This window comes from Anabaena sp. CCY 9402-a (genome assembly GCF_963920945.1).
GTDB classification, from domain to species: Bacteria; Cyanobacteriota; Cyanobacteriia; order Cyanobacteriales; family Nostocaceae; genus Trichormus; species Trichormus minutissimus.
On sequence record NZ_CAWUDL010000005.1, the window covers coordinates 103,517 to 116,028 of the forward strand.

The following is a 12,512-nucleotide window of genomic DNA, read 5'->3' on the forward strand; positions in this document are numbered from 1 at the left end:
GGCTTACTCCCCTTCCCTTGTAGGGAAGGGGTTGGGGGTTAGGTCTGTCAAACCGCTATACCTTTTCCCTAAATTATCCCCAACTCACTGAGGCGTTCAATGGTTTGCTGCTGGGTTTGGATAAAATGCTTGCGTTCTACAGGTTGGTTTAGCATAGTGTTGGCTGGGTAAAATTTTGACTGGCTATAAGTTTGGGCATATAGTTCAAATCGCTGACGGGAAAGTAAATTATTTAACCCTGGACGGTGGCGATCGCGTCTTAATGCAGCTAAATCTATCTCTGCAAAGGCTGCCATACTTTCCCCTGCACCTGTCTCGGCTAATACTATGCCGCGATGGTCAATGATTTTTGAGCCACCATCTACTGAACCGATGGGTATAGGACTATTCGCAAGTCCGGCGGTGTTAGCTGAGACTACATAAGCCATATTCTCAACAGCGCGGGTAATTTTGGCTGCGTCTTTGGGGGTGAAGTTTTTACTATAAACTTCGGAGGTGGAATGTAAGAAAATTTCTGCCCCACGCATGGCTAAACATCTTGCTACTTCTGGATATAAAATTTCTTCTGAAGCCAAAGCTGCTAAGTTACCGATCGCAGTTTTCGCTACCGGGAAAACTCCCTCTAAGCCGTAGCAGTCAAGGTATTTATCCCAGACATCATGGGGTGTAGGCGCAAACATAGAATTTAGCCGCCGATAACGCAGTACAACTGCACCACTTGGATCAATGACAAAGCAGGTTTGAAAGTATAAATCCGGAAAGTTGGAGTCGAGTTCGTAGGCGTTTCCAGCTAAAAATATATTGTATTTTTGAGCAATTTTACCAAGTGCTTCATACTCAGAGCCGTTAATTTCTATACAGGCTTTGTTTGCCCATGCTTCCACAGACTCCCCCATCGGGAAACCAGTCAGGAAATATTCGGGTAAGACAATTAACCGACAATCAGAGCCAATAAATGCAATACTGGCGGCGATTTGCTTTGCTAGGCGGGTGATAGTTTTTTGTATTAGTAATCTAACTTCTTGGCGATCGCTTGCTTGATTGACTGCGTGGCAAGTCACTTGCAATGCTAAAGCCCGAAATGAGTCTAGGTATTGAGTTTGATCTGTCATGCTGGTTGTGAGTGGGGGGTAGAGACACGATGAATGGTATGATTTTAAACTTATTATTTCCTACCTCCGTTCGGTCGTAGACCATCGCACCAGTTTATTGGCTAATTCTTTACCTAACATCTTGCTTGTGTCAGAACTTCTCAAAATTTTAGAGACATTCCGATGCAATGTCTCTAAAAATTAGACGTTGAGGCTTAAATCAGTTTGACGCAAGGAAACCCAACATTATCAAGACCTTGTTAGGCTAATCTGCGCCTAAAGATGACCTCAGAATTCTTGTTTAACCTGTAAAAAGTTAGTTGGTTTAGAAAAAATTAAATAACGAAAAAATATGTTATCTGACTGTATTTTCCCTCTCTCGCCTCATTTATCATCTAAGTTCCTAGCTTTTGTATGATTTTGATTAGAAGATTTAATTGGTACAGCAATTAGTATTATGACTAGTTTTAACAGAGTGATACTACTTTTTATATAGACGTAACTAACCTAGAGAAAGAAGTTGGCTGCATGGAGAATTATCTAACTTTATTGAAGAGTGAATAGGGAATTTTTTTAATGTTGGAAATCAAGCACATTCTTCATCAATGGCAGCGTAAAATTGTCTTAGTGATGTTAACAGGGTTAATCTGGCTGATTAGCTTGCCGACTAATTCTGTTGAGGCGACTGGTTATTATTCAGTCAAAGACCACAAGGCAGAACTAGTCAGACCATATTACGCTACTAGAGAACGCCACATAGCAGGCACAGAAATTACAAGGCCTTACTACACAACCAAAGATAGAAAACGGATCACAACTACAGGTGATAATTATATCGAAAGTGGGAAACGAGCCACAGAAGTTATGCCTAAAGAAATAAATACAGGTAAGCGACAAAAAAATTCAATCAAAAGAACTTTTAGCACTAACGATTATGAACGTAGTAGTGAAATTGAAAAATAACTTATTCGTAATAAAGCTTAGGGGATATTTTCAGTAAGTAAATGGAAGCGAGGAGTTAAAGACTAGAGAAGAAAGATGTCCTTCCTTTCTCGGTGTGATTGATTAGCCTATGTTTTTCCTCCCCCTAGTACAGCACGGCGGAAATAAGCAGACCATTTCAAAACAGCAAAAGCCTTGGTATATTAAACTTTGGACTTTTGACTTCCGCCTTGCCGCACTAGCCCCTATTTTTAAGGCAGATTCTGGGATATCCTAAAGAAAGAGAAAGATTTGCCAAATAGAGTAATAATGAAGCTGGCAGCAAGAGTAAGTCAGGTAACACCTTCACTAACCTTAGCGATCGCCGCGAAAGCTAAAGCGATGAAGGCAGAAGGTATAGACGTTTGTAGTTTTAGTGCTGGCGAACCGGATTTTGATACCCCAGCGCATATCAAAGCAGCCGCAGTAAAGGCTCTGGAGTCAGGCAAAACCAAGTATGGCGCAGCCGCCGGTGAACCAAAGTTACGGGAAGCGATCGCGCACAAACTGCAATCTGATAATGGTCTAGATTACAAAGCGGAGAATGTCATTGTTACCAATGGCGGTAAGCATTCTCTGTACAACTTGATGGTGGCACTGATTGACCCCGGTGATGAGGTAATTATTCCCGCCCCCTACTGGCTCAGTTACCCGGAAATGGTAACGTTGGTAGGTGGGAAACCAGTAATTATCAACACAGATGCGTCCACGGGCTATAAAATTACACCAGAGCAACTGCGAACAGCTATTACCCCCAAAACCAAGCTATTTGTCCTCAATTCCCCATCTAACCCTACAGGGATGGTGTACACACCAGAGGAAATCAAAGCCTTAGCACAGGTAGTAGTTGATGCAGATATCTTTGTCGTATCTGATGAGATTTACGAAAAAATTCTCTACGATGGTGCAGAACATATCAGCATCGGTTCGCTAGGAAAGGAAATTTTTCAGCGCACCTTAATTAGTAATGGGTTCGCCAAAGCTTATTCCATGACTGGTTGGCGACTGGGTTATTTAGCCGGGCCTGTGGAAATTATTAAAGCCGCCAGTACCATCCAAGGGCATAGTACATCGAATGTATGTACATTTGCTCAATATGGTGCGATCGCCGCTTTAGAAAGTTCCCAAGACTGCGTGGAAGAGATGCGTCAAGCTTTCGCTCAACGGCGACAGGTAATGTTAGATCGACTCAACGCCATCCCTGGTTTGAGTTGTGCCAAACCAGACGGCGCATTTTATCTGTTCCCCGACATCAGTAAAACAGGTCTAAAATCTTTAGAATTTTGTGATGCGTTGTTAGAAGCACATCAAGTAGCAGTCATTCCCGGAATTGCCTTTGGTGCTGATCAAAACATTCGCCTTTCCTATGCTACAGATTTGGCAACAATCGAGGAAGGCATGGATAGGTTAGAAAAGTTTGTGTGCAGCCATATTTAGGGGTTTAGGGGAGAATAACGAATAATTAATTAGTTATTCTTTATTCTCCCCACTTATTACTCATTACTCATTACTCATTACTCAGCACTCAGCACTCAACACCGTAAATTTACCAATATCCCTCAAAAAATTAATGTAGCTTTGAATAAACTGATTGATAGTCCTATGTGTTAGGGGTAAGCTAATAACAATAAAATTAAAAACCTCAAGAGTCTTGAGAAACTGCATGACCGCTAATACTTTACTTAGTAATCTCTTCCATAAAGATACTGTTAAGTTAAACTCTCAAGAGATAAATTTGCCACTTTTACAGGATAAATTTTATAGTTTCTTCATAGAAAATGTAAATACCTGTTCACCAGAAGATGTTTTACAAGAATTTAAAGTGTTATTTATTGATTGCCTCAAGTCAGGCAACTTCCATAATGTGCCAGCAATTCAGAAAATTGTATCGTTTAATAACGAGCAGGAGTTTCGTCATACACTCAAACGCTGCTGCTACATTTTAATTAATAATTGGGCAGCTAAAAGAAAACATAAATATATTCAAGAACTGATTAATTTATTTGCAGAATTACCTAATTTTAGAGCCATAAATACTTTTAAAGAGTTAAATTTATATAGACAATGGCTAGAGAATTTTATTAATAGCCAAGATTATCAAGAACTGAAAATATTTAATAATTATAAAAATGATCATAATAGCAAAGGTCACTGGAGCGATCGCTATGCTGCTTATTTATTAGTTGTTCAATCATTAGATACAGATAAACCCAAAGAACAGCAAGAGGCAGCAATCAAACTTTACAGACAGATGAAAGACAAGTATAAGTTTGATTTAGCTATGTATATAGCTCGTTCACAGTCGGTTGCATCAAGTAGCACACGTTATAATAACCCCAGTATTTTAGGTGACAACGTTCTGCATTTAATCAAAAGAATCGTAGTCAAAAAAGGTAAATTCAGCCATGAAAACCTTGCCAATATATTTCTCAAGCAAACTGAAAATCAAAGCTTGAAAGAATTTAAGACTAGTTTGCAGAAATATTTATTTTTCTCAGTTGGTAATCAAGCAGTTGTATCCTTATTGCAGCAATCTTTCAAAGAAAAGTTTTTATTGTGGAAACCACAATTAGATAAGGAAATAATTAACAGAAATTTATTACTGAGAGTTTGCAACAAACTGATTGATTATCTGACCATAGAAAATAGACATGAACCTTCAGAATTATTCATTTTATTAGTTTCCCAAGGACATCCTTTAACTTTAGTCATTATCCTCCTGAAGATTATTTTTATTTCTAAAAATTCTCGGAGTCATTTAGAAACGCGCATTGCCGATTTAATTAGTTACTATCAGCATCAATCAGAAGATGAATGTCAATGGGTCATTCATTTTATAGAATTTTTTAATATTACTTTTGCTATTTATGCAGAAAATGTAGATTATAACTTGCTAAAAATGCAAAAGGATGAATCAGTTGACGATTCACAGGGCAATTTGGATATTTACCGTGTGTTTTCACAGGTGAAAGAACATCAAAAATATTAAGGGTTTTTGAGGAATATAGAAGCCCGGTTTCTCCAAGAAACCGGGCTTCTATATGTCATACCAATTTCAAATCAGGATACTCAGCAAACAAATCATCCGAGGTGAGAGTATCGCCTTCAGCTTGGGGAGTCCACAGTATTTCCAACGCCAAGAGTTTATCCGCCGGAATACTACCAATTTGTCGTAAGACTTGACGCAAATCATCAGCACTGTTAACTGCTGGTAGTTCAAACTTACCTAGTGTCGCCGTCAACAAGGTAACAATAATGTATTCCCCAGGGCCTTCAGTAATTAAACGAGTGGGGTTGTCAAGTTCACCAGATGAGGGTAAAGCTTCTTTAGCAAGGGCTGCTTTTAACTGGTTGTTGACATTAGAGAGAGTTTCTTCACTAAATTTGCTGCGTTCTGCTAGTGCTAGCCGGTTAAATTGACTTTCAGCCGCATTTAACTTGGCTTGTTGTGTACCAGCCCCTGCATATACCCAATATTCCGGATGGCGTAGCAAAGCTAGGCTAGTTTCTTGCAACACTTCTGCACGTCCCTCTGGGGAATTGGTATCAGCAGTTTCAGCGATGCGGTTAAGTTCTGGTTGCAAGTCTCGTGCTTGGGCTAATAAACCAACTTGCAAGCGATTTACGCTGATAGAAGGGTTGCTGTCGTAGCCGACTTCTTCTCCTTCACCACCGGAGACACGACGGAAACTTTGGACTAGGAAGTTAGCGATCGCCAAGAAAATTAAGATAGTAAATAAACCGCCAAATCCTCCGCCAATACCCCAAAACGGAATCAAGAAAGGAAAACCAAAACCACCACCCCCAGGATAGTACCCGCCACCGCCTGGAGGCGCGTAGGTGCGTGGGTTATAAGTACGGCTAGAAGGCATTCTAAAAGAACCACCACCAATTCTGCCACCACTACGGGCAGCTAATGCACCATCAGCATGGCTTAACGCTAAAACCATTACCAAGCCTAGGGTAAAGACAGTTTTTAACAGTGGTTTGATAGCTTGTTGTAGTTTTTTAGACATAATCACAGTTGCTTGAAAAACGCTATTGCTTAATTATTTTTTCTCTACTCAGAGCGTTGAGGTGTGTATCTGATACCAACTCATAATCAGCAGTGAGTGTTTGATTGGTAGTAACGCTACTTATCCAATCTACCGCGTCTTATCTGAGAGAATCAGCAAACCGCAGGGGGATTTCTGTAGTGGATAACCGTACCTCAGAATTTATTCCCTTTGAAGGAACTTTGGGATTAATTAATGATTAGTATGTCTGGGTAGATTATTCGGGTGCGTCAGATGTCGAAAATCTGTTAATTTTTACAATGGAATTTTAAGCCTGAATTATTTAACACTGCGTAGATTATGCTGATGAAAGCCTATAAACCTGTTTCAAACTGCTAAAAAACCTTTCCATCGCCCATTATCTTGGATCATAGCTCTGCAAAATGGTTAATTGATAGCGTTTTTAAGATGATAATTATAATTTCCTCAATCAAGAGATAATTTCTGCCCTTGTTATCTATTTTTTCCTTTCCAGACACCAAGAAACTTGGCGAATTACCGTAATTATTTATGACCATTGTTTCTGGTGAACAGTCAAATTTATAACAATAAAAACAAAGCATATAATTAACCAACACTTCACATAAACAACAATAAATTTTCTATATTTCATACTCTAAAATATAGATATAACCTTTGTAATGCTCTCATCTTGTTGTCCTAGTAGTCCATCAAGTTGAAAGTGATGGATCAGCAAATTCGTGGTCTTCGCGTAGCGTCTCATAGAGACGACTAAAGTCCTGACTGTTCTAAGCAATAAAATGCTGACTACAAACTCTCAAAACTAACTTGACAAAACACTAGGTATTATAGAGTACCAAACAAGCCTACCGATATCTCAGTCACAGCCAGTTTGATGAAGGATTGTAAAAATTTTTGACAAAATTGTGTAAATACCTAGCTTTTCGGGTCTACCTGTTGGCTAAAACTAAAAAAGAGGAGAAAATTTAGATACTAGCGTCAGTAAATCCTTCAGTACGATCATCCACAGAAATGCTTGCTTGTGTAATTACGTAATGGAGGTAGTACAAAAAGGCAAAAGTAAAAAGAAAAAAATAAAAAGGACGAATGCTTATTTCATAAGCAGTTGGACTATTTACGATCGTGACTTTACTTAAATTAGTATGTAGTATTACGGATAAACCTAGTGATTTTCCCAATGAGTGTAGATTTTGACTACTGGGTTGTGTAGGTGCAGGTTTGCCTAGGTCGATGCAAGCCTAGCCGCAGTCTATTCTGAATTCTTCAATTACTTCGCCTTAGTTGCAGTTTGAATACTTTCAACTTATTTGCAGTCAATCAATCAAAATCAACATGGAACACGTCTCGCAACTGGCAACAAAAATCCAAGAAAAAACTGCATCCCCGGATATTTTAGTAATATCGCGGCTTTTTTTGCCAAAGGAAGCAGTAATTGGAGAATATCTTTACAATCGCTGTCTACAAGATCCAGAGCAGGTGATTGTTTTGACTGCTAGTTGTGCAGGTGATCAAGTATTTGACCAAGCGCAACAGTTTCCTGTATATCGCTGGCCTAATCCTAGATACTGGTTGGGTGGTTTTCTCGGCAGCTATTTGCAACCTTGCTTTAATTTAATCTGCTCATTTGTATTAGCAATCAAACTCTATTTTCGCTATCACTACCGCTATATTGAATGGGGACATGGCTATGAGTTTCCAGCGTTGTTGCTGTTGAGCTATATTTTACCTGTGCATTTTTTTATTTACTTGCACGGTCAGGATTTAGTGCGTGTTTTACGTAATCCCTTGTGGCGATCGCTATTTAAACTCACTCTGAAACGAGCCGAAGGCATTGTGTGTAATAGCTCATCAACACAAGATTATCTCAGAAACACCCTCCGCGTGCAAACACCCACCCATGTGATTCATCCTGTAGTTAGACCAGAAAAATTTGGCTTGGGAAATAACGCTAGAAATTTAGATGAGTTACGTTCACAGGTGCGTCAAACTTACAACATTCCCCCAACAGCAGTAGTCATTCTCTCAGTAGGAAGCTTAGTAAAACAAAAAAGCTACGACCATGTAATTGAGAATCTACCACTACTTTTAACAATTGGTGTGGATGTTCACTATATCATCTGTGGTCAAGGTGCTTGTGAATCGTCACTGAAATCTCTAGCGCAAAGATTGCGGGTAGACAAGCGAGTACACTTTACCGGATATGTACCCCATCAAGAACTAGCAGGCTATTATGCAGCCTGTGACATCTTCGCCATGCTGACATTATCCAAGAAACCAACTAGCGCGTTAGAAGGTTTTGGGATTGTCTATCTGGAAGCAAGTTATTTTGGTAAGCCTGTAATTGCTTCCCGTCATGCTGCTTTAATTGATGTAGTGCGTCACGAAGAAAACAGTCTATTGGTGAATCCTAAATCGGGTTACGAAGTATTTCAAGCCTTCAAACAATTGTGTCAAGACCAACAACTGCGCGACAGGCTTGGCCGCCAAGGTAAAGAATTAGCCAAGCGCAGAACTCTGCATCGTTCATTATATTTGGGGAGTGGGGAGTAAACTTCCGCCGTCGGCTGAAATCCTGAACGCTTACGTTAGCGTAGTATTTCGATGGGAAAACCCCTCTCCATAGCTTGGTTTCCTGGGTTGCCGTTATCTATCTGCTAAAAATATTAAAGCCTCCTCCTTGCAAATGAGGGGTTTAGAGAAGCGTTTTTCATGATCTATCGAACTCACGTGTTTTTATAAAAAGTTGGGGTTTATTTCTTCAACCAAAATCATGAAAAACTTAGGTCTTTAAATATTACCTGAAATGTATTGAAAAACCCTTCACTTAATCTTTAAGCAAATTTTCGTAGATATACCGTGTCTTTCTTTAGGGAGAAAAAGCAGAATTAACTTAATCTCTTTTGTAATTGAAAAATTCATTACTATAATGCTAAAAAAATTATCTCTTGCTTTACTGGGAACAACTGTTGTAGTCACGGCTGCAAATCCAGCTAGTGCCGTAACTATGACAGTAAACAGTGGGATGTTTTCTAGCTACTCTGATACTCAAACCGTCACCTTCGATGATGGTACAGCAAATGACCCAAATGGTTTTGCAACCTACTCTAATATTACTACTAACATTGTTCAAGGTAGTAAATCTGGTCAATATGCCTCACCCTATGAAACTACTACCAAATATCTAACAATTGCTCCTACAAATAGCGGTGTTGCTGGGAACACTGGTTTTGTTAATATTAACTTCAACGAAGCTATTGATTACTTTGGTTTTTATGCAGGGTCATTGGATAATTACAACTTTATTGACATTTACAATGGCGATCAAAAGTTAAAGACTTTTAGTGGCTCAGATGTACCGACGGCTATAGCTAATGGTAGCTGGACTAGCACTCAAGCTAATATGTTTATTAATCTTGTAGGTGAAGCAGGCGAAAAATTTGACCGTGTTGTGTTGCGCTCAAATGGTATTGCTTTTGAAACAGATAACCATACCTATAGAATAGCTAATAGAAGCGTTCCAGAACCTGATGCAATCTTAGGCGTGTTAGTCATAGGTGCTTTTGGTGCTACTTCAGTCTTGAAACGTTTACAAAATAAGACAGTGAAAGGATAAATTTATTTGTATTTACGTTAATTGATAACTGCTATGTATGTAACCTGACATAGCAGTTTTTTTAGTTCCAAATTTTATAGGCATACAGAACCCATTATATAAAGAATGTCGGAATGAAGACAATTCTACTATCCGCATATTAATTACGAATTACGTAACTTGCTTCCCCGTTCGCGGAGCGTCTCGTTGGCGCAGCCTCTCATTCTCATAGAGAAGGGAAGGGGTATTATGAATTACGAATATCGCGTTCTAAATCATCGATTACTTTTTGCATATACCATTCTTCTGTCATCCCTGGATAATAATCTTTCTTCTGTTCAATTAATCTTTGTGCAAGTTCCCAATATCCTCCAACGAGGCGTAAAAGTCGCTGACGTAATATGTTAAATTTTTGCTGTTTAGCTTCAGGAATAGATTTTTGAATTTGTTTGAGGCTATCTAAGACTTGTTGATGATTTTCCCAGTCTTCTTGTTCACAAAAAATACTTATTGCTTTTTGATAGTCTTCTATAGCATTTTGCATTTCTTCTAAAAAAGTATAGGTAATGCCGCGATTGTAGTAAGCTTGGGCATCATTGGGGTTAATTTGCAAGGCGTGGGCGTAGTCAGCAATCGCACCGAGATAATTACCCATTGCTCGATAGGTATTACCTCTGGCAACATAGGCTAAGGCATCTTGGGGTTGTATTTGGATAGCTTGATTAAAATCCGCGATCGCACCTTGATGATCTCTCAATAAAGAACGGGCTTTACCCCGGTTACGATAGACGATCGCATCTTGAAAGTTTAATTGTAAGGCTTGGTTAAAATCGGCGATCGCTTCTCGATAATTCCCCATTTTGCAACGCACCACCCCCCGACAGCAATAAGCCTGTGCATCCTGGGAATCAGCCTGTAATATCCAATTTAAATCAGCAATGGCTTGGCGGGTGTCGCCCTTTTCGGCTTTTGCGAGTAGCTGGGTAAAATAGTCGTTAACGGATGGAATCGGCGCACTTTTAGTAATTACTGGCTGTGTAGCTTGTTTTTGCGCGGGTTGTAGCTGTTTAATTCGTTCTAAGCACAGACGACAATTTTCTGTGTCTTTTTGCTGTAAATATAAATCTGCGGCTTTTTTAAAACTAGCGATCGCATCTTGAATATACCCTTGTTTGCGCCGCACTATACCCCGTAAGTCATGCGCCGCCGCATAATTAATGTTCAGACGAATCACCTTGTCTACATCTTCTAACGCCCCTGGTAAATTTTTCAGTGCTAGTCTTGCTAAAGCTCGACAGTGGTATGCTTCCACACTTTCAGCATTTATCTTAAGTGCTTCAGTATAATCTGAAACAGCCTGAAGAATTGCGCCTGAGTCATAATATGCTAAACCCCGTTTTAAGTAAGCTTCGACATAATAGGGAGTTAGTTGTATTGCACGGCTAAAGTCCTCAATTGCGCCAGCGTAGTCTTTTTGTTTGACTTTCTCTAGTCCCTGATTGTAAAAGTCGTTATTCATCACTGTTGTTTACCCAACTCAGCTAGTTATTAGCCCTATATCTTAAATATTCACCATGATTTGCAATTATTCCTCATCACGAAGAAAATTAAACTATGAAAATTAGAACTATCACTACAGGTATATCACTTGATTCTCCACAGGAAACAGACAAGCTCAAAATAGCTGCTAATTTTAACCAACAAGCAAAGGTAATTTTTACACAACAAGGTTACGAAGTCCAAACCACAAGAATTGCTACTAACCCCTGGGAAGAATATCTCTCAGGGTTATCTCAAGTTGAAATTATCAATGAGATTAAAAATTTAGAAGAACTTTGTCAAAATTTAAATATCAGTTTTTTTAATATTGGTTACGCTAGCACCCCTGAAACTATAGATATAATTCCTCAAATCAATAAACATACATCAATAATTTACTGTTCAAGTAAAATAGGTGTGAACTTTGAAAACGCTAGAGAATCAGCCCAAGCTATTAAACGCATCTCCCAAGAGAGTGAAAATGGCTACGGTAATTTTCGCTTCTGTGCTGGAGCTAACTGTCAGCCTGGTATCCCATTTTTCCCGACATCTTACCATGTAGGTGAAATGTCTTTTGCGATTGGGTTAGAGTTGGCTGATTTGGTAATGCAAGCATTTTCGGAAGCTGATGATATTCAAGATGCGGAAAATAAGCTGCAAATAATTTTAGAGCAAGAAGTTAAGCAAGTGGCGGCGATCGCAGAAAAAATATCTGCTCAATTTGAGATAAAATTTCATGGTATAGACACCTCTCTTGCACCATCTCTAGATAAACAAAGTAGTATTGCTTTCGCCTATGAAGAATTACTAGATGGCAAATTTGGCAATCCTGGAACTTTAGCAATTTCTGGAATGTTAACGCGGGTTTTAAAAAAAATACCAATCAAAACCTGCGGTTATTCTGGCTTAATGCTACCAGTTTGTGAAGATATTGGTTTAGCAACTAGAGCCAATGAGCAAACCTATGATATTACAAGTTTATTATTATATTCAGCAGTTTGTGGCTGTGGATTAGATACTGTACCCATTCCTGGGGATGTTTCCATAGAACAGATTGCAGCCATATTAATTGATATGATAACTTTAGCTTTTAAACTCAACAAGCCACTATCCGCTAGATTATTTCCTATCCCCAATAAAAAAGCAGGGGAAATGACTAATTTCAATTCCCCCTATCTTGTAGATTGTCAAATATTTGCAGTCAATTGATATTATTCATAAATAGGGCTTGCAGAATAAACAAAAAACCTAGATAAATCAAGAGATTTGGGG

At 39.0% G+C, this 12,512-nt stretch carries 9 protein-coding genes; 6 read left to right on the forward strand and 3 right to left on the reverse strand.

What is annotated here, in order from left to right; all coding sequences use genetic code 11:
• Positions 1 to 68: 68 nt before the first annotated feature.
• Positions 69 to 1,112 carry a nitrilase-related carbon-nitrogen hydrolase gene (locus ACM0OR_RS03650; protein WP_414575034.1) on the reverse strand — a complete coding sequence of 348 codons (1,044 nt, stop codon included), beginning with the start codon at positions 1,110 to 1,112 and terminating at the stop codon, positions 69 to 71.
• Positions 1,113 to 1,667: 555 nt separating this feature from the next.
• On the opposite strand from ACM0OR_RS03650, the gene ACM0OR_RS03655 reads away from it, so the two are divergent.
• The 3 genes from ACM0OR_RS03655 (at position 1,668) to ACM0OR_RS03665 (ending at position 5,061) form a co-directional block, all read left to right on the forward strand.
• Complete coding sequence (locus ACM0OR_RS03655; protein ID WP_414575035.1) at positions 1,668 to 2,054, forward strand: hypothetical protein; 387 nt, start codon at positions 1,668 to 1,670, stop codon at positions 2,052 to 2,054.
• 288 nt (positions 2,055 to 2,342) lie between these two features.
• Positions 2,343 to 3,509, forward strand: a complete 1,167-nt coding sequence (locus ACM0OR_RS03660) for a pyridoxal phosphate-dependent aminotransferase (protein WP_414575037.1) — start codon at positions 2,343 to 2,345, stop codon at positions 3,507 to 3,509.
• Between the two features lie 226 nt (positions 3,510 to 3,735).
• Entirely contained in the window at positions 3,736 to 5,061 is a 1,326-nt protein-coding gene (locus tag ACM0OR_RS03665) for a hypothetical protein (protein WP_323267342.1), read from the forward strand.
• A 55-nt stretch (positions 5,062 to 5,116) separates the two neighbouring features.
• On the opposite strand, the gene ACM0OR_RS03670 is transcribed toward ACM0OR_RS03665, so the two are convergent.
• Positions 5,117 to 6,088, reverse strand: coding sequence for a DUF1517 domain-containing protein (locus ACM0OR_RS03670; protein ID WP_414575038.1), 972 nt, complete (start codon positions 6,086 to 6,088; stop codon positions 5,117 to 5,119).
• Between the two features lie 1,353 nt (positions 6,089 to 7,441).
• Between ACM0OR_RS03670 and ACM0OR_RS03675 the strand changes: the two genes are divergently transcribed.
• Both ACM0OR_RS03675 and ACM0OR_RS03680 read left to right on the forward strand, forming a co-directional pair.
• Positions 7,442 to 8,659, forward strand: a complete 1,218-nt coding sequence (locus ACM0OR_RS03675; protein ID WP_414575039.1) for a glycosyltransferase family 4 protein — start codon at positions 7,442 to 7,444, stop codon at positions 8,657 to 8,659.
• A 376-nt stretch (positions 8,660 to 9,035) separates the two neighbouring features.
• Positions 9,036 to 9,722, forward strand: coding sequence for a PEP-CTERM sorting domain-containing protein (locus tag ACM0OR_RS03680; RefSeq protein WP_414575040.1), 687 nt, complete (start codon positions 9,036 to 9,038; stop codon positions 9,720 to 9,722).
• 226 nt (positions 9,723 to 9,948) lie between these two features.
• On the opposite strand, the gene ACM0OR_RS03685 is transcribed toward ACM0OR_RS03680, so the two are convergent.
• The gene (locus ACM0OR_RS03685; RefSeq protein WP_414575041.1) at positions 9,949 to 11,220 is read right to left on the reverse strand and encodes a tetratricopeptide repeat protein; all 1,272 of its coding nucleotides are present in this window, start codon (positions 11,218 to 11,220) and stop codon (positions 9,949 to 9,951) included.
• Positions 11,221 to 11,315: 95 nt separating this feature from the next.
• Here ACM0OR_RS03685 and ACM0OR_RS03690 point away from each other — a divergent pair, with 95 nt between their 5' ends.
• Positions 11,316 to 12,449 carry a DUF711 family protein gene (locus tag ACM0OR_RS03690; RefSeq protein WP_414575042.1) on the forward strand — a complete coding sequence of 378 codons (1,134 nt, stop codon included), beginning with the start codon at positions 11,316 to 11,318 and terminating at the stop codon, positions 12,447 to 12,449.
• Positions 12,450 to 12,512: the final 63 nt, after the last annotated feature.

Excerpts from the sequence above, each read along its gene's own strand:
- ACM0OR_RS03675 (WP_414575039.1), top strand. The coding sequence starts at position 7,442 with ATGGAACACGTCTCGCAACTGGCAACAAAAATCCAAGAAAAAACTGCA.
- ACM0OR_RS03650 (WP_414575034.1), bottom strand. The coding sequence starts at position 1,112 with ATGACAGATCAAACTCAATACCTAGACTCATTTCGGGCTTTAGCATTG.
- ACM0OR_RS03690 (WP_414575042.1), top strand. The coding sequence starts at position 11,316 with ATGAAAATTAGAACTATCACTACAGGTATATCACTTGATTCTCCACAG.
- ACM0OR_RS03685 (WP_414575041.1), bottom strand. The coding sequence starts at position 11,220 with ATGAATAACGACTTTTACAATCAGGGACTAGAGAAAGTCAAACAAAAA.
- ACM0OR_RS03680 (WP_414575040.1), top strand. The coding sequence starts at position 9,036 with ATGCTAAAAAAATTATCTCTTGCTTTACTGGGAACAACTGTTGTAGTC.
- ACM0OR_RS03665 (WP_323267342.1), top strand. The coding sequence starts at position 3,736 with ATGACCGCTAATACTTTACTTAGTAATCTCTTCCATAAAGATACTGTT.
- ACM0OR_RS03660 (WP_414575037.1), top strand. The coding sequence starts at position 2,343 with ATGAAGCTGGCAGCAAGAGTAAGTCAGGTAACACCTTCACTAACCTTA.
- ACM0OR_RS03655 (WP_414575035.1), top strand. The coding sequence starts at position 1,668 with ATGTTGGAAATCAAGCACATTCTTCATCAATGGCAGCGTAAAATTGTC.
- ACM0OR_RS03670 (WP_414575038.1), bottom strand. The coding sequence starts at position 6,088 with ATGTCTAAAAAACTACAACAAGCTATCAAACCACTGTTAAAAACTGTC.